We start from the raw sequence: 18,020 nt of genomic DNA, 5'->3' as shown, positions 1-18,020 counted from the left end.
GGGTGAGTCGAAAATGGTGGTTTTCCGTGACCCGGAGCGCAGCGTACATCTGGTACGTGAGCACCGGAAGCACGGGAAATTGCCATTTGCAGACCGCCATGGGCTGAATGTCGATTGGTCCTAGTTGGCCTCGGCCTTCAGCCGGTTCTTCAGCATCGTCCAGAAAGCCTCGACGCTGGGGCTGCGCCGCGCGATCGGTTTGTAGATGCGGATCTCGATCGGGACGTGCCAGCGCGTATCGCCCGCCGCGACGAGACGGCCGCTCTCGAGGTCGGCGGCGGCGACGCTGAGCGGCGCCCAGCAAACGCCGCGCCCGTCGCGCGCCATCGATAGCAGCGCGGTCGCCATATGCGAACGAAACACGGTGCGGAGCGATGCCGAGCCTGCCGAAATCACCTGGGCGGCTTGCAGAATGCGGCCCATGCCCGACTTTTCCTCGAACTCCAGATAGGGGAGCGGCCGGTCGCCGCTGCCCGGCAGGGCGTGCGTGGGTGCCCCATCGCCGAGCGGCGCGGTCACCGGCATCAATATATCCTCGCCGAGCGCGAGCGACGTGAAGCCCGCCGGGTCGAGGCGGTGCTGGGCGGCGGTATGATGATGGCAGAGCAGGAAATCGGCCTTGCCCTCGAGCATGAAGCGTTCGCACGCGACCATATGGTCGGCGATCAGCGTGATCGTCCCCGCTTCATGGCCATCGTGCAGGCTGCGAAGCCACGCCGGGAAAAAGGTGGTCGACAGCGCGTGCGTTGAGGCGAAGCGGATTTCATTACTCAGCGTGCCGCCGATTTCGCGGACATGGTCGCGGCCCAGCGTCAGGCGCCGCATGATCTCTTCGGCAAGGACGCGGAATGCCTGTCCCGCCTCGGTCAGCGCGATGCGGTGCGTGTCGCGATCGACCAGCGTCGCGCCGACCCAGTCCTCGAGCGCGCGGATGCGGCGGCTGAATGCCGGTTGGGTCAGGTTGCGCGCTTCGGCTGCGCGGGAAAAATTGCCTTCATCAGCGAGCTTGATGAAGTCCTCGAGCCACATGATATCCATTTGAATCCACTCGTCGCATCAATTGATACTGTCCCGGCATTGGCTTCGTCCGAACCGCTGACGGTAATCCCTGCCCGCGAAACCGCAGGAAGGGTATAAAGAATGTCGGCGCCAAAAACGCTCTATGACAAGATCGTCGACGAACACCGCATATTATCTTTCGACGAATCCGGCCAAGCTGGCGAACGATTATTGCTGTATATCGATAGAACGGTGCTCAATGAATATACAAGCCCCCAGGCGTTCAGCGGGTTGCGCGCCGCGGGGCGAGCGCCGTGGCGGCCTGCGGCGTCGCTGGGGGTCGTCGATCATGTCAATTCGACCAACCCCGACCGCGAGGCGGGCGAACTGGACGACGGCGCGCGGCGGCAGATCGAATATCTGGGCGAGAATGGCCGCGATTTCGGGATTGAAATCTTCGATCTCTTCGATCCGCGGCAGGGGATCGAGCATGTCGTGATGCCCGAACTCGGCCTCGTCTTGCCGGGCATGGTCATCGCCGCGGGCGACAGCCATTCGACGACCTATGGTGCGTTCGGCGTGGTCGGCTTCGGCATCGGCACTTCGGACATCGAACATCTGCTGGCGACGCAGACGCTCGTCTATCGCCGCCTCAGGACGATGCGCATCACGATCGACGGGGCGCTGGCGCCCGGGGTCACCGCGAAGGACCTGATCATGGAGGTGATCCGTCGGATCGGGGCCGATGGCGCGGCGGGGCATGCGGTCGAATTTGCGGGCGAGGCGATCGGTGCGCTCGGGGTCGAGGCGCGCATGACTATCTGCAACATGGCGGTCGAATGCGGCGCGCGGGTTGCGCTGATGGCGCCCGATGACAAGGTCGTCGAATATATCACGGGGTGCCCGCGCGCGCCGTCGGCTGGTCTGCTCGCACAGGCGCGCGCCGAATGGCGGGCGCTGTGCAGCGACCCCGGCGCGCGGTTCGACAAGGAGATCGCGCTCGATGCCGGCGACATTCCGCCGATGGTGAGCTGGGGGACCAGCCCCGACCAGTCGCTCGCGATCACGGGCATCGTCCCCGATCCCGATGACCTCCCCGCCGAGCGCCGCGCCGATGCGGTCCGCGCCATGGCCTATATGGGCCTCGCGCCCCACACGCGGCTGCAGGACATCGCGATCGATCGTGCCTTCATCGGCTCGTGCACAAACGCGCGTCTGACCGACCTGCGCGATGCGGCGCGGATCTTGAAGGGGCGCAAGGTCGCACCGGGCGTTCGCGCGATGATTTCGCCGGGCAGCAGCGGCGTCCGCCGCGCCGCCGAGGCGGAGGGAATCGACCGCATCTTTATCGAAGCCGGGTTCGAGTGGCGCCGCTCGGGCTGCTCGCTCTGCCTCGCGATGAACGACGACAGCCTCGCGCCGGGTGAACGCTGTGCGTCGAGCACCAACCGGAATTTCGAGGGCAGGCAGGGGATCGGCGGCCGCACGCACCTGATGAGCCCGGCGATGGTCGCGGCCGCCGCCGTCACCGGAAGGCTTGCCGACGTGCGAATGCTCGCTGCGGAGGAGCTTGACTGATGGAGCGCTTTGTCCGCCTGTCGGGCCGCGCCGCCGCGATGCCCGCCGCCAATATCGACACCGACGTCATCATGCCGAAGGCGTTCCTGAAAGGGATCGATCGGTCAGGACTCGCCGCCGGCCTTTTCCACGATCTTCGCTTCGATGAAAACGGCGCGATGCGGCGTGATTTTATTCTCAACCGTGCGGACATGGCGGAGACCCGCTTTCTGCTCGTCGGGCCCAATTTCGGTTGCGGGTCGTCGCGCGAACATGCGGTGTGGGGGATGCTCCAATATGCCATCCGCGGCATCATCGGCTCCTCCTATGGCGCGATCTTCGCGGACAATGCCGCGAACAACGGCCTGCTGCTCCTGTCGCTGCCGACGACGGAGATCGCGGCGCTGATGGCGGAGCTCGACGACGGGGCAGGGGAGATGACGGTCGACCTCGATGCGCAGCGCATCGAGATGGGCGCCTATGCGGCGGGCTTCGACATCGATCCGGCCACGCGGCGCGCGCTGATGCTCGGGCTCGACCGGATCGGCGAGACGTTGACTCACGCCGACCGCATCCGCGCTTTCGAGAAAGCCTATCTCGGCCGCAAGCCCTGGCTTATGGGTGCTGCCAGCGATGAGCAATAGTCCCGAATATTCCGAACTCATGCCGGGGTTCCATTGGCAGGACGTCGATGCGGACGGCGTGCGCATCCGTGTCGCGGTGGGCGGTTCGGGACCTCCGCTGCTGCTGCTCCACGGCCACCCGCAGACGCATCTGACGTGGCACAAGGTCGTGCCCGAACTTGCGAAGCGCTTCACCGTCGTCGCGACCGATCTGCGCGGCTATGGCGACAGCGAAAAACTGCCAGGCGATCCCGCGCACGCGAATTATTCCAAGCGCGCGATGGCGGCCGATCAGGTTGCGGCGATGGCGGCACTCGGTTTCGACCGCTTCGATGTCGTCGCGCACGATCGCGGTGCGCGCGTCGCACACCGCATGGCGCTCGACCACCCGGACCGCGTCGCCCGGCTCGTGCTGCTCGACATCGCGCCGACCGCGACGATGTATGCGCAGACGAACCGCGAATTCGCGACGCGCTATTTCTGGTGGTTCTTCCTGATCCAGCCTTTCGACCTGCCCGAACGGATGATCGCGGCCGATCCCGACCATTTTCTTGACCGTCATCTTGCCGGTCAGATCAAGGTCGAAGGCTCGCTCGACCCGCGCGTCGTCGCCGAATATCGTCGCTGCTATCGCGACCCCGCGACGCGTCACGCGATCTGCGAGGATTATCGCGCCGCGGCAAGCATCGATTTGGATCATGACGCGGTCGACAGCGAGCAGAAGATCGAAGCGCCTTTGCTCCTTCTCTGGGGCGAATATGGCACCGTGGGCACGCTCTTCGACGTCATGGAAAGCTGGCGTTCGAAGGCCCGCGATGTGCGCGGGCGCGCGCTGCCGTGCGGTCATAGTCCGCAGGAGGAAGTGCCCGAATTATTGCTGGCCGAACTCGACGCGTTTCTGACCTGAGCCCGGTGCGGCGCTTAGCGCGCGGGGAGGATTACCGCGCGGCATTCGCCGAAACCGATCGGCACGAAACCGTCCGCTGCGGCGCTCGCGCGCATGATGATCTCGTCGCCATCCTCCAGGAAGCCGCGCCGTTCGCCGCCGGGCAGTTGGATGGGCGCCGATCCGCCGGTTGTCAGTTCGAGCAGGCTGCCGAACCCTTCGCGGTCGGGCGCCGATAGCGTCCCCGTACCGAGCAGGTCGCCGGGGTTCAGGTTGCAGCCGTTCGACGCATGGTGCGCGACGATCTGCGCGATCGTCCAGTACATGCTCGTCGCCGGGCCGCGGCTCAGGCGAAAGGGCTCGGCGCCCGCCGCACGCATCGCTGCGGTCGACAGAAAGACTTCGAGCGTGACGCCGAGCGCGCCATGCGCCTGATCGTCGGCATCCCACAGATAGGGCAGCGGCGCGGGATCGCCTTGGGGCCGCGGTGGCTGCGCGATACGAAAGGGCGCAAGCGCCTCGGTTGTGATGACCCACGGCGCGATCGTCGAATGGAAATTCTTGGCGAGGAAAGGGCCGAGCGGCTGATATTCCCACGCCTGGAAATCGCGCGCCGACCAGTCGTTGAACAGAGACAGACCGGCGATATGGCGCGCCGCTTCGCCGATCGGGATGGGCGCCCCCAGCGCATTGCCTTGGCCGATCCACACGCCGAGTTCGAGCTCATAGTCGAGCCGCCCCGTCGGTTCGAAGAGCGGGGCGTCGGCCTCGGCCGGCTTGCGCTGGCCACGCGGACGGACGACGGGCTCGCCCGAGGGCCGTATCGACGAAGCGCGCCCATGATAGCCGATCGGCACATATTTATAATTGGGGAGCAGCGGATTGTCGGGCCGGAACTGCCGCCCGACATTGTTCGCGTGATGGATGCCGACATAAAAGTCGGTGTAGTCGCCGATCCGCGCGGGAAGATGCATGGTACAGTTTGCTGCCTTATGCAGCATCGGCGCCAGCTCGGCCTCCCGCATGGGGGCCGACAGCATCGCGCTCAGCCGTTCGCGCAGCGCGCGGCGATCGGTCGGCGTGAGCGCCATCAGCGCGTTAAGCGTGTCGCCGTCGCAGGCTACGGCCGCGGCTTCGGGCAGCAGCCCGGCCGCCGCGGTGGCGCGCAGGTCCAGTACCGCATCGCCAATCGCGGCCCCGGCGCGCAGGTCGCCGTCCTCGGGCGCAAAAATCCCGTAAGGCAAGTTCTGGACCGGAAAGTCGCGATGGCCGTTCGCCGATTCGACCCAGCTCGTCCGCGCCGGATCGTGCGTCTCGTCGATTGGCGGGGCCGTCATCGACCGCTCGCCCCGGCATTAAGATAGGGCCGGAGCGCCTGCGCAAAGACCGGTACGGTGTCGGCGCGCAGGCCCGCGATGTTGATGCGTCCGTTCCCGGCCATATAGATGCCATGCTCTTCGCGCAGCGCCGCGACGGCTTCGGGCGTCAGCGGCAGCATCGCGAACATGCCGCGCTGGTCCGCGATCGTCGACAGACGCGGATGCGTTGCGGCGAGTGCCGCGCGCAAGCCGTTGAGGCGCGCGCGCATCGCGTCAAGCTCGGCCTGCCAGTCGGCGCGCACCGCGCCATTCTCGAGGATCGTCCGGACGATGGCCGCGCCATGATCGGGCGGCATCGACCAAAGGCTGCGCGCGAGCGAGAGCATGTTGGTGCGGACGCGTTCGGCGATCGCGCTGTTCGCAGACAGGGCCCACAGCGCGCCGACGCGTTCGCGATAGAGGCCGAAATTCTTGTCGCAGCTATAGGCGACGAGCGCGGTGGGCAGCGCGTCGAAGATCATCCGCGTCGCCGCCGTATCCTCCGCCAGCCCGTCGCCCAGCCCCTGATAGGCGAGGTCGATGAAGGGGATCAGCCCGCGCGCCGCGCACAGATCGGCTACGACGCGCCATTGCTCCGTGGTGAACGCGCCGCCGGTCGGGTTATGACAGCAACCATGGAGCAGCAGGATGTCGCCCGCCCGCGTCGCGGAAAGGTCGTCCAGCATCGCATCGAAATCGATGTGGCCCGACGCGGCGTCATGGAAATGGTGGCTCCGCGTCGACAGTCCCGCTTCGGCAAAGATGGGCGCGTGGTTGGGCCAGGTCGGCGTGCCGACCCAGACCTGCGCTTCGCGGTTGGCGCGCGCGAGAAGCTCGGCGCCCAGGCGAAGCGCGCCCGTACCGCCTGGCGTCTGCACGCCGTTCAATCGTTCGCCCGCCGCCCGGTCACCGAATACGACATCAGCCAGCAGCGCGGTGTAGGCGGCGTCGCCTTCGGCCCCGAGGTAGGATTTGGTGACCTGTGTCTCGAGCAGCACCGCCTCGGCCGCCTTCACCGCGCGCATGACGGGCGTGTCCCCCGCATCGTTGCGAAACACGCCGACACCGAGGTCGATTTTCTGCGGCCGATTGTCCGCGCGGTACAGGGCGATGAGGCTCAGCAACGCGTCGGCGGGCTGCGCAGCCAGTGTACCGAACGGCAGGCTGGTCGAGACGGAGCGGGCGGGCAAGGTATCGAGTGTCATGCGCGAAATATCGCAGCAAATCAGCAAAAAATCCTTTCAAAATGGATATAATGACTCGCTTGAAAGTGAATATATTTCAGATAATGTCTTTATGATGAAAGAAATTGTCAAATTTGACCCGCTCGACCGTCGCATCCTCGGCGAATTGCAGCGCGATGGCGCCCAGAGCAACGGCGACCTTGCCGACCGGGTAGGAAGCACGGGGCCGTCATGCTGGCGCCGCGTCAGGGCGCTCGAAGCAGCCGGCGTGCTGGCAAAGAATGTGTGGCTCGTCGACGCGGCGCGGGTCGGACAGAGCGTCAATGTTCTCTGCAATATCCGGCTCAAGAGCCATTCGGCCGAACATACCGCGATGTTCGAAAACTTTGTCCGGGACCAGGACCGCATCATGGAATGCCTGTCGATGTCGGGCGAATGGGATTATCAGGTGCGTGTCGTCGCAAGCGGCGTCGCCGACTATGAAGCGTTTCTGATGCACAGGCTGCTCAGGAACGAAGCGGTCGCCGCAGCCGCGTCGCACTTCGCACTCCGGGTGGTCAAATATCAGACAGCCATCCCGCTTCCGGGCGAATGACCGTCTGCCGACATTCATCGCTGTGAAGCGGCTTGTGAAAGCCGGCCGTCGGGCGTTAGGGGTGCGGCATGGCTCAGCGCATCGATTCTCGCCATCCGTCACCACGCGATGTTGCGGGTGAGTAAGGGAAAGCCCAACGACGGCGCGCGGCCGACGATGGCGGATGTGGCTCGCGAACTGGGTGTCGCGAAAATCACCGTTTCGCGCGCCCTGTCGAATCATTCGACGGTTAAAGACAGCACGCGCACGCTGATCCGCGAGACGGCCGAGCGCATGGGTTACCGGCTCAATGTGTCGGCGCGCAACCTGCGGCAGCAGCGCACGCGGACGATCGCGGTCGTGATCGAAATGACGCCGTCGCACGAGCGCCTGATGAGTGAGCCATATCCTTTGTTGCTGCTCGGCGGCATCCTTCAGGAATTGACCGCGGCGGGGCAGAATATGGTGCTCACCACCATCGATCTCTTTTCCCAGGCGCCGCCCTCGGCCGACGGCGTGATCCTGCTGGGACAGGGGGTGCATGACGACGCCGCTGCCGTGATCGAGGCGACCGGGCTGCCCTATGTGGTCTGGGGCGCCGAACATGGCCCGCCCGAACGCATCGTCGTCGGCAGCGACAATCGCGAGGGCGGGCGCCTGGCGGCCGAATATCTGCTTGGTCGCGGATGCCGCCGCCTCCTGTTCCTCGGCGATGCCGAACATGGCGAGGCCGAGGATCGGTTGAGGGGATTCGAAGCGGCGCTCGCGGGTTCGGATGCGGCGATCACCGGCAACATTCCCTGCGCCTTCACCGTCGCTGCCGGCCGTGAGGCTGTGGCGCCGCTGCTGGACGGACAAAGCCTCGACTTCGATGGCATCTTTGCAAGCAGCGACGCGATTGCGATGGGTGCGATCGAGGCGTTGCAGGCGCGAGGCCATGCGGTTCCCGGCGATGTGTCGGTCGTCGGATTCGACGATTCGCCGGGGGCGGCTCTTTTCTCGCCGCGCCTCACGAGCATCCGGCAGGATTGGGGCATCGGGGGCGAATTGCTGGCGCAAAAGGTTCTCGACAAAGTGGCCGGGAAAGCTGTCGCGTCGCGTGCGATGCCCGTCGCGCTGATCATCCGGGAAAGCTAGGATAACGGCGCTTTCTTTGCGCTAGGCGCTCGGTTTCCCTCAAAATGGTATCGATACCTTGACATCGATACCATTTTGAGGGAAACCCGCGATCGAGAGCGAGGGCCGAGGAGTCTTCGCCATGGGTGAGGACGTCGTGGCGACTATCGAACATTCCCCCGAAGCGATGCGGCTCGTCCGGCGCGGTGCGTCGGCGACCGGTGCGCAGGCGCATGCGCTCTTCGCGCTCGCCAACGGGTTGGTCGGCGTCGAAGGGGTGATCGACGAATGCGCGGCCATACCCTGCGCCTATCTTCCGGACGCCTATGTCCGCCGGCCGATCGCCTATCACGAAAGCTTTCCTGGTTACGCGACCGCGACCGATACGCGGATCGCATGCCCCAGCCCGGTGCTGCTGCGCCTCCATATCGACGGCGAGCCGGTCGATTTCGGTACGGCCGAACTCGTCGACACCGAAAGCGAGCTTGATTTCGCTTCGGGCCAGCTTCGCCGCGTGTCGCGCTGGCGGCTTGAAGATGGCCGAAGCCTCGAAATCGCGGCCGATCGCATCGTCCCGCTCGCTGGCGGCGCCGCCGTCGCCTCGCGCATCCGCATCCGGCCGCTCGATTTCGGCGGCCTGTGCGAGGCGTGGCTGACCCATGGTATCGAAAGCGCGAGCGCCGATGGCGCCGCGGCTGACGATCCGCGCATTTCGGCGCGGCTGCGTCCGGCCTGGCGCATTATGTCCCCGCTGCCGGGCGACCCACCCTCGGTTACCCGGTTCGCGCAGGATGCCGTCGAGCTCGCCTATCGCCAGCATATCATCGCGCCCGCCGCCGACGTGGCGGCGGTCGATATGGGACATGCCGTGCGCGGCGCGCTGGTCGCCGGCGGCACCCTGACGATCGACCGGGTGGTCGTTCTCGCTTCGGCGCGCGGCCGCCCGGTCGATCTTGCGGCGTTGGACAGCGTGGAGGCCGATTTCGACACGATCGCCAAAGCGCAGCGCGATGCTGTCGGCGCGCTATGGGACGGCGCTGCGTTGGCGATCGACGGCGACGAGGCGATGACCGGGGCGCTGCGGTTCGACCTGTTCCATCTCCATCAGTCGGCGAGCCGCAATCCGGACCATAGCATCGGCGCCAAGGGGCTGACCGGCGAGGGCTATGAGGGCCATTATTTCTGGGACGCCGAAACCTTCATGCTGCCGGTGCTCGCGCTGCAGGCGCCTGACAAGGCCCGCACCTTGCTCGCCTATCGCATCGGCAAGCTCGACCGCGCGCGCGCGCATGCAAAAGCGCTCGGCCATTCGCGCGGCGCGCTCTATCCGTGGCGGACGATCGCGGGTGACGAATGTTCGTCGCACTATCCGACGGGATCGGCGCAATATCATATCAATGGCGACATCGCCTATGCGCTCGCACTCTATGTCGCGGCGACGGGCGATGAGGCGTTTCGTGTGCGCGGGGCCGAAATGCTGTTCGAAACCGCGCGCATGTGGATCGAGATCGGCGCGTTCGATGCGCGGCGCGGCGGCGCTTTCTGCATCCATGGCGTGACCGGGCCCGACGAATATTCGGCGCTCGTCGACAATGATTTCTACACCAACGCGATCGCGCGCCGGCACCTTGGCTATGCGGCCGAGACGGCGGACTGGCTGCGTGCGCGGGGCGATCTCGCGGCGCTGGCAGGCGCGATCGGTCTCGATGACGACGAGATCGCGACGTGGCGCAAGGCAGCCGACGCGATGTGGCTGCCCGTTGACGCGGTGCTCGGCATCAATCCGCAGGACGACGCCTTTCTGGGCCGCCCCGAATTGCCCGGCCTGAAATCACCCGGTCAGGGCGGCCCGCTGCTGATGCGTTATCATCCGATGATCCTGTTCCGGCACCAGGTGGCGAAGCAGGGCAATGTCGTCCAGGCGATGGCAATGGACCTGGTGTCGATGCCGGTGTCGCAGCAGCGGCGCAACCTGGACTATTATGGCCGCGTCACGACGCATGATTCGACGCTTTCGTCGGTGTCTTTCGCGATCGCTGCGGCTCGGCTCGGCGAAGAGGCGGCGGCGCTCGATTTTATGCGCGAATGCGCTTTCGTCGATCTGGAAGATCGCCACGGCAACACCTCGCACGGCTTGCATATGGCCGCGCTGGCGGGAAGCTGGCTGGTATTGGCACAGGGTTGGGGCGGATTGCGGCTCGACGGGCCGGTGCCGGCATTCGCTCCAACGCTTCCGTCGGCCTGGCAAGGATACCGCTTTCGCCTGCAATGGCGCGGCAGCGTGATCGAGCTTGCGGTGGACGCTGCGGGCTGCACCTATCGTCTGTTGTCCGGTGCCCCGCTCGACATTCTCGACCATGGGCGTTCGCTGCGCGTCGGCGCGGCCCCCTCGACGTTGGCGCGGCCGACGGTGAGGGGTGCGATCTTCGACCTCGACGGCGTGCTGACCGACACTGCGGAGGATCATTATCAGGCGTGGCGGGCGCTCGCCGATACATATGGCTTCGCCTTCGATCGCGCGGTCAACGAGCGGTTGAAGGGGGTCGACCGCGCCGGTTCATTGCGGCTGATCCTTGATCAGGCCGGCGCCGCGGTCGGGGCCGAGGCGTTCGACGCGATGCTGGCGGAAAAGAATGCGCTCTATCGTGCGCGGCTGGCCGATTATTCTCCGGCCAATCTCTTCGCGGGCGTCACCGGCCTTTTCGCCGAGCTGCGCGCCGCCGGGCTGAAGATCGGCCTTGCGTCGGCGAGCCGCAACGCCGGCGACGTCGTGCGACTGCTTGGTATTGCCGACCAGTTCGACTTCGTCGCCGACGCGGGTGCGGTCGCGAACGGAAAGCCGGCGCCCGACATCTTTCTGGCCTGTGCCGGCGGCATGGGCCTCGCCCCGAACCAGTGCGTCGGTATCGAAGACGCACAAGCGGGAATTTCGGCCATTCATGCGGCGGGCATGGTGGCCATTGGCATCGGGTCGGAAGAGGCGCTGCCCGATGCCGAGATCAACGTCCCCGCCATAGGCGATCTGACGCTCGACCGGATCCTGTCGGCAGAACAGGAAGCGGCGGCGCGCGGACGCCTGTCAACCAGAACAGGTAAAGTGGAGGATATGCCATGTTGAAACGGACCTATCTGCTGTCGTCGATTGCGCTCGCCGCGCTGCCGGCCACGGCTTTCGCCCAGGAAGCGCCTCAACCCGACGACGCGGCGCCTGCGAACGAGGAAATCATCGTCACCGGCACCGCCGGCGGCGGGGTCAACCGCCAGGACGCGGCGTTCGCGATCACCAGCATCAATTCGGACGCGATCGATCGCGCCGCGCCGAACAGCACCGCCGACCTGTTCAAGGTCATCCCCGGCGTGTCGGCCGAAAGCTCGGGCGGCCAGAATGGTGCGAATATCTTCGTGCGCGGTTACCCCTCGGGCGGCGACGCCGAATTCGTCACGCTGACAGTGCAGGGCGTGCCCTTTTTCTCGCCCCCCACGCTGTCGTTCCTTGAAAACACCCAGCTGATCCGCATTGACGAAACGATCGACCGCGTCGAAGCCGTGCGCGGCGGCACCGGCGCGCTGTTCGGCAACGGCCAGCCCGGCCTCACCGTCAACTTCGTCCAGAAGGAAGGCGGACGCGATTTCGAGGGGCTCGTGAAGGCCAGCATCACCGACTATGGCGACCTGCGCGGCGACATGCTGCTGTCGGGGCCGCTGGGCGAGAATACCAGCTTCATGGTTGGCGGCTATTATTCGAGCGGTGAGGGTATCCGCAGCCCCGGCTTCACCGCCGAAAAGGGCGGTCAGATCACCGCCAACGTCCGCCAGGATCTCGACAAGGGCTCGATCCTTGTCTTCGCGCGCTACCTCAACGATCGCGGCCAATGGCTGCTGCCGATCCCGGTGATCCGCGACGGGAAAAAAGTGCGCCAGTTCGGCAATATCGATCCCGGCACCGGCGTGCTCGCAGGCCCCGAAACGCGGCTCAGCACGCTGCCCGACGGAACGCGCACCGACCTTGCCGACGGCCGCGGGGCAAAGCTGGTCAACCTTGGCACCAATTTCGATTACGAGATCGGCGAGGGTTTCCAGCTGCGTTACCGCGCGAGCTATCTGAAGGGCGATGCCGATACGACGGGCCTCGTCCCCGCGAGCACTGCGACGACCGCCAACGCCTACGCCGCCTCGCTCGGCAGCACGGTCGGCAGCCTGACCTATGTCAACGGCGGGCAGGCGGTGGCCGGCACGCAGCAGGTGATCCGTGCGGGCACGTGGATCGTGCGCAAGCAGATTGAGGATTTCACCAACGATCTCGCGGTCGAATGGGAAAGCGGGAACAACAAGTTCACCGTCGGCGCCTATTATTCGGACTTCTCGTCGGACGACCAGTGGAACCTCGGCAATGTCCACCTGCTGACCGCCGAAAACCACGGCCGCCTGCTCAACCTGACGCTCGCCAACGGCCAGGTCGCGACGAACAACGGCTTTACCCAAGGGTCGTTCTTCAACGTCAACGCCGCCTATGACGGCCGCGAATATGCCTTCTATGCGGTCGACGAGTTCCAGATCACGCCCGAACTGCGCTTCGATGCGGGGTTGCGCTACCAGAATTACAAGGCGACCGGCACGATCGAGAACAACAGCTCGGTCGACGTCGACGGCGATCCGGATACGCTTTACGACAACGGAACGGCGGTGCTCAACGGCACCTTCCGCAACATCGCGTACAAGAAGGGCGCGTGGTCGTGGACGGCGGGTCTCAATTACGACTTCTCGTCGTCGGTTGGCGCCTATGTCCGCTATAACCGCGGCAACACCAACCCCTTCTTCGACAATCTGCGCGACGGGATTTTCGTGTCGCCGCGCGTCGACAATTTCGAGGGCGGGGTGAAGGTCCGCACCGATCTCGTGTCGCTCTATGCCACCCTGTTCCACACCAAGTTTAAGGGCCTGGTGACGACGGTGATCGGCAATAGCGGGCCGGTTGCCGACATCGGCGGCGCGCGGAGCACCGGGATCGAACTTGAAGGGCAGCTGCGTCCGTTCGACAATTTCGCCATCGCCTTCTCGGGCACCTGGCTCGACGCGAAGTACCGCGATTTCTTTTCGGGCGGCGGCACCGTCGACCTCAGCGGCAACCGGGTGCAGCGGCAGCCGAAGTGGCAGTGGCGCGTGACGCCGTCGTACGACATCGAGTTCGGCGACAATAGCAAGGTCTCGCTCTATTCGACCTTCAGCTACGTCGGCGACCGCTTCTCCGACACCGCGAACACCCAGTCGCTGCCGCATTATTTCAAGATCGATGCGGGGGTGACCGTCGACGTCAATGACGCGCTGACCTTTGCGGTGACCGCCGACAATCTGACCGACAAGGTCGGGCTGACCGAAGGCGATCCGCGCACGCTGGGGCAGGCGGGGGGCGAAGTCGTCAACGCGCGGCCGATCCTCGGCCGGTCGTTCCGCTTCAGCGCCGCGTACAAGTTCTAGAGAATCATCCCTCCCTGGGTGGCCGCGGCCTCTTCGCGGCCACCCCTCTTTTTCTGCTAAGGACGGCTGATGGCGCGCACTCGACTGATCGCAGCATTGATCCTGACCTATGTCGCCTTCGCGATGCTGCTCAACAGCGTTGGGACGGTGATCCTTCAGTCGATTTCCAGTTTCGATGTCACCAAGCCGCAGGCGAGCACGCTTGAGGGTTTCAAGGACATCACCATCGCGGTCGTGTCCTTCGTCACCGCGAGCTACCTTCCACGGATCGGCCTTCGCAGGGCACTGATCGGCGCCCTCATGCTTGCGATCTTCGCGTGTCTCGTGATGCCGCTTTTCGGCAGCTTTAACGTTGCGCGGCTGCATTTCGCGATGGTCGGCGCGGCCTTCGCTGTGGCCAAGGTCGTGGTCTATTCGATGATCGGCCTCGTCACCGACAGCCCGCGAAAGCACGCCAGCCTGACCAGTCTGGTCGAGGGCATGTTCATGGTCGGAGTTCTGTCTTCCTATTGGGTGTTCAGCGCCTTCATCGATCCATCGGGATTACGCTGGCTCAACGCCTATTGGGTGCTCGGCGTGATCACGGCGCTGGCCCTCGCCTTGCTGCTGTCGACCCCGGTCGACGAGCATAGTCTCCACGATAGCGACGAAGCCGCCGAAGGCGGGGCCGCGGCGTTCGGGCGGATGCTCCGCCTGGCCGCGCTGCCGCTCGTCCTCGTCTTTGTCCTTTGCGCCTTCGTCTTCGTGCTGATCGAACAGGGCATCCAGAGCTGGCTGCCGACCTTCAACAACGAGGTATTGCACCTGCCTGCGCAAATGAGCGTGCAGGCGGCGAGCTTGTTCGCGGCGTGTCTCGCCATCGGGCGGTTCGGGGCGGGCGCGGTAATGGCACGCTTTGACTGGTATCCGGTGCTCAACGTCTGCCTTGCGTTGCTCGCGGCGCTGATTATCCTGGTGCTGCCGCTCGCCGACGGGTTGACGCCGGGTGCCATCCACAATTGGCGCGACGCCCCGATTGCGGCCTTCCTCTTCCCGCTAATCGGTATCGCGCTGGCGCCGATCTATCCGACGATCATCTCGGTAATGCTCAGCGCGATGCCGAACCGTCAGCATCCACCGCTGATGGGGCTCGTAGTCGTTTTCTCGGCGCTCGGCGGCACAACGGGGTCGCTGGTCACCGGCCAGCTCTTCGCGCACCTCGATGGGCGCACCGCGTTCACGCTGATGCTCGTCCCGACGGCGATGCTCGCGGGCGGGCTCTTTTTGCTCCGCCGCAGGATTCAAGCCATAGAAGCCTGATTCCGGCAAGGAAGCGAGCGGCGAGTAAAAGGCCAGGGGGCGACCCAGCGGCCCAGCGATCATGCCCGATCGCCGATCTTTCCGTTCGTTTTCCAGAAGTTGCCAAGCGGCTTTTGTAACATATCGACAGATTACGCGAGCTGACAGATGTCGAGAACGTTCATGTCGTCATAGTCCTGGTTCTCGCCCGCCATGACCCAGATGAACGCGTAGGCGCTGGTGCCTGCGCCCATATGGATCGACCAGGGCGGGGAGATCACCGCCTCGCCGTCGGCCATAACGATATGACGGGTGGCGTCGCCCTGACCCATGAAGTGCATCACCCGGCCTTGCTCGGGATCGTCGAGATCGAAGTAGAAATAAATCTCGCTCCGGCGTTCGTGCACGTGCGGGGGCATCGTGTTCCACACGCTTCCCGGCTTGAGGATCGTGAGGCCCATCGCCAACTGTGCGCTGTCGCACACGCCCGGGATGACGAGTTGGTGGATCGTCCGGTGGTTCGCCTCTGCCAGACTGCCGCGCTCGAGTATCCTGGCGCTAGCGAGCGGCAGTTTTCGCGTATCGAAGGCGCGATGGGCGGGGGAGGAGGCGAGATAGAAACGCGCGCCGGCGCCGGAGAAGCTGACGTCTTTCGCGCCCATCGTGACGTAGAGGCTGTCCTTCGCGCCGAGCGGGAACGGCTCGCCATCGACGGTTACGGTTCCCGCGACGCGGCCGACATTGACGATGCCGAGTTCGCGCCGCTCCAGAAACGGGTGGCCGGCAGCCGACGCGGGCTCCAATTGATCGGGCAGGCGGACGCTCCCGCTTTCGACCAGCACACCGCCGATCACCAGCCGATCGGCATGCGTATAGTTGAGCACGCATTGGTTCGGGCGGAACAAATTCTGAATGAGATAGCGATCGCGCAGTTCATCATTGGACACGCACGCCATCATGTCCGGATGGGTGCCGTAATAGGTTCGATCGAACATGGCTGCTCCGAAGAAGGACCGGGCCGGACCGGCACCGCTCCGGGTCAAAAGGCCACGTGCAGTCGCCAGGGCGCGAAACGCTGACGACTGCACGTGCAGGCGGGGATTACTTGGCTTTCAGAAATACCGGAGGGGTGTATGCGCCGTTCGTCGCGACGTCCCACACCTCGATACGTGCCCATTTGCGGCCGCGGAGGTCGATGCGCTTTTCGATCGCGCGGGTGCCAAAGGGCGCCCCGCCGGTCAGGTCGATACGATCGCGATAGACTTTTTTGCCGTCGCCACTGACGATCTCGGCGAAGGCGAGCGGGAAGGTCCATTCGATCTTCGCGCGCACCACGGCATTGCGTCCGAACGCGGCTTCTTCGCCGCTCTTCGTGCCGTCGATCGTGAATTCGGGGATCAGCACTTCGCCCGTGGTGGTGAAGAAGCGGCCGCCGCGCAGCGCGTCGAGCACGCTTTGCCAGCCATCGGAATAGCGCGGCAACGGTCCGTCGAGCCGGAGATAGTTGATGTTCATATGCGCATAGAGCTCGCTCTCGTCGGAGAGCTGGAACACGTCGACCTCGCCCGGGGCGAACTTGCGCTCGGACGGTTTCGCCGCCCAGTTGTTCATGTCGTCGAGCGTGTCGAGCACCCGCGTGCCGAGGCGCGGCAGCGAATAATCCGACGGCATGTTCTTCCACGCGCCGCCGAGGAAGCGGTCGCTCTTGAAGAAGGGCGTGTCCTTGTGCTTGTCGGGGAAGCCGTACGAGCCCTTGATCCGCGGGTGCGCGGTCCACATCAGCCCCTTTTCGTCCTGCATCAGTTTCAGGACGTCTTCCTGCGAACCGACATGATAGATTTTGCCCAGCTTGGGATCGTTTTCGACGAAGGGCTGCCCCTCCTTGCGGTCGAGCGTCCAATAGACCGGCTTGGGGAAGAAGCTGATCCAGTGCCCGCCGAGCTGGACGTTGGGTTCCTCGCCCGGGAGCAGGAGCAGCTTGTCGTCCGATAGCCGCGCGGTTTCCGCGTGCATCGTCTTGAGCAGCGTCAGCCGGTCGCCGGCGCGATCGAGCGCCTCGCGCCCGAGGTGAAGCTCGGCGAGATGGACGATCTCGACGTTCATGTCCTTGAAGCGCTTGACGAAGGCGGGGGACTCCAGCCCGTCGGGCACGCCGGTCGATTGCTGGAACCGCGCCGTGTTCAGAAAGGCTTCGGTGTGCTCGACATGATAGTGGCTGGTGAAGGTGCGGTGCCCGTCGAGCGCCTTGAAACGGTCGCCGCGGGTATAGGCCAAAGCGGCCTTGGTGACGCTCGCGGCGTCGCCGCTGTCGGGCAGCAGGAAGATGCCCATGTCCTGCGTCGTGCCCGGCGGGGCGTTGACCCACGGCACGTAGCGCCGATCGCCTTCGAGCGTCTGGCGCACGCCGAAGCTCGTGCGGCCGGCGAGGTTGCGATAATCATTGCCGTACCACGCCGAATTATCGTTGTTGGCGTAATCGAGCGGGTAATAGAATTGGTGCGGCGGTGGGACGATGCCGAGCGACCCGCCCGCGACACCCTCGGCGACGATCATGCGGGCGCGCACCTTCGGCGAGACCGCGGGTTTGCGCGATGCATCGCCTTCCTTGCGCACCATCGCATCGCTGGTGTCCGTGAAGGCGACCGAGCGCCACGGCAATGCCGCCGAGGAGACGACCCCGAGCCCGGCATCGAAGGTGTAGGCGGTAGCTGGGCGCTGCGTGGCCATCACCATCGACGCGCGGACCAGCCGCGAGCCTGGATAGATCGTGAATTGATAGGTGCCGGAGAACGGTCCGGCAGCCGCGCCGCCGACGATCACGTTGGTATAGCCGCCCTCCGCGCGCACGGTGATGTCGCTGCGTCCAAGTGTCAGCGGGAAGCTTTCGAACGGCCGCGTCCGCGGATTGTCGAAGAAGACCGTCCAGCCCTCTTTAAGATCGCGCGTGCCGACGGTGACCACGCCGGCGGG

The 18,020-nt window shown here is 65.2% G+C and carries 13 protein-coding genes; 8 read left to right on the top strand and 5 right to left on the bottom strand.

What is annotated here, in order from left to right:
- Positions 1 to 120 precede the first annotated feature (120 nt).
- Complete coding sequence (locus ACREBX_RS01915) at positions 121 to 1,038, bottom strand: LysR family transcriptional regulator (protein WP_431560066.1); 918 nt, start codon at positions 1,036 to 1,038, stop codon at positions 121 to 123.
- A gap of 102 nt (positions 1,039 to 1,140) precedes the next feature.
- Here ACREBX_RS01915 and leuC point away from each other — a divergent pair, with 102 nt between their 5' ends.
- From leuC to ACREBX_RS01900, 3 genes are read left to right on the top strand one after another with little or no spacing between them, the layout of a single operon-like run.
- Positions 1,141 to 2,577 (top strand): 3-isopropylmalate dehydratase large subunit, encoded by a 1,437-nt coding sequence (gene leuC, locus ACREBX_RS01910; protein WP_431560065.1) that lies wholly within the window; start codon positions 1,141 to 1,143, stop codon positions 2,575 to 2,577.
- Positions 2,577 to 3,200 carry a 3-isopropylmalate dehydratase small subunit gene (leuD, locus tag ACREBX_RS01905; RefSeq protein WP_431560064.1) on the top strand — a complete coding sequence of 208 codons (624 nt, stop codon included), beginning with the start codon at positions 2,577 to 2,579 and terminating at the stop codon, positions 3,198 to 3,200. Before leuC ends, leuD begins: the two co-directional genes overlap by 1 nt.
- On the top strand, positions 3,190 to 4,086 hold the full coding sequence (locus ACREBX_RS01900) for an alpha/beta fold hydrolase (protein ID WP_431560063.1): 897 nt from the start codon (positions 3,190 to 3,192) through the stop codon (positions 4,084 to 4,086). The genes leuD and ACREBX_RS01900 overlap by 11 nt, the downstream gene beginning before the upstream one ends.
- A 14-nt stretch (positions 4,087 to 4,100) precedes the next feature.
- On the opposite strand, the gene fahA is transcribed toward ACREBX_RS01900, so the two are convergent.
- Complete coding sequence (gene fahA / locus ACREBX_RS01895; protein WP_431560062.1) at positions 4,101 to 5,402, bottom strand: fumarylacetoacetase; 1,302 nt, start codon at positions 5,400 to 5,402, stop codon at positions 4,101 to 4,103.
- The gene (locus ACREBX_RS01890) at positions 5,399 to 6,628 is read right to left on the bottom strand and encodes an amino acid aminotransferase (protein WP_431560061.1); all 1,230 of its coding nucleotides are present in this window, start codon (positions 6,626 to 6,628) and stop codon (positions 5,399 to 5,401) included. Before ACREBX_RS01890 ends, fahA begins: the two co-directional genes overlap by 4 nt.
- A 94-nt stretch (positions 6,629 to 6,722) precedes the next feature.
- Between ACREBX_RS01890 and ACREBX_RS01885 the strand changes: the two genes are divergently transcribed.
- The 5 genes from ACREBX_RS01885 (at position 6,723) to ACREBX_RS01865 (ending at position 15,071) form a co-directional block, all read left to right on the top strand.
- Complete coding sequence (locus ACREBX_RS01885; RefSeq protein ID WP_431560067.1) at positions 6,723 to 7,202, top strand: Lrp/AsnC family transcriptional regulator; 480 nt, start codon at positions 6,723 to 6,725, stop codon at positions 7,200 to 7,202.
- 117 nt (positions 7,203 to 7,319) lie between these two features.
- Positions 7,320 to 8,318, top strand: coding sequence for a LacI family DNA-binding transcriptional regulator (locus tag ACREBX_RS01880; protein ID WP_431560060.1), 999 nt, complete (start codon positions 7,320 to 7,322; stop codon positions 8,316 to 8,318).
- A 121-nt stretch (positions 8,319 to 8,439) separates the two neighbouring features.
- Entirely contained in the window at positions 8,440 to 11,415 is a 2,976-nt protein-coding gene (pgmB, locus tag ACREBX_RS01875; RefSeq protein WP_431560059.1) for a beta-phosphoglucomutase, read from the top strand.
- Entirely contained in the window at positions 11,409 to 13,772 is a 2,364-nt protein-coding gene (locus tag ACREBX_RS01870) for a TonB-dependent siderophore receptor (RefSeq protein ID WP_431560058.1), read from the top strand. The genes pgmB and ACREBX_RS01870 overlap by 7 nt, the downstream gene beginning before the upstream one ends.
- 69 nt (positions 13,773 to 13,841) lie before the next feature.
- Positions 13,842 to 15,071 (top strand): MFS transporter, encoded by a 1,230-nt coding sequence (locus ACREBX_RS01865; protein WP_431560057.1) that lies wholly within the window; start codon positions 13,842 to 13,844, stop codon positions 15,069 to 15,071.
- A 131-nt stretch (positions 15,072 to 15,202) separates the two neighbouring features.
- Here the strand turns inward: ACREBX_RS01865 and kduI are convergent, their stop codons facing one another.
- On the bottom strand, positions 15,203 to 16,045 hold the full coding sequence (kduI, locus tag ACREBX_RS01860; RefSeq protein ID WP_431560056.1) for a 5-dehydro-4-deoxy-D-glucuronate isomerase: 843 nt from the start codon (positions 16,043 to 16,045) through the stop codon (positions 15,203 to 15,205).
- 106 nt (positions 16,046 to 16,151) lie between these two features.
- Positions 16,152 to 18,020 (bottom strand): hypothetical protein (locus ACREBX_RS01855; RefSeq protein WP_431560055.1); only part of this gene is annotated, 1,869 nt, incomplete at its 5' end.

Origin of the sequence: Sphingopyxis sp. (assembly GCF_050725655.1) — a bacterium.
Taxonomy (GTDB): domain Bacteria; phylum Pseudomonadota; class Alphaproteobacteria; order Sphingomonadales; family Sphingomonadaceae; genus Sphingopyxis.
This window is presented reverse-complemented; position numbering and strand designations above follow the sequence as displayed.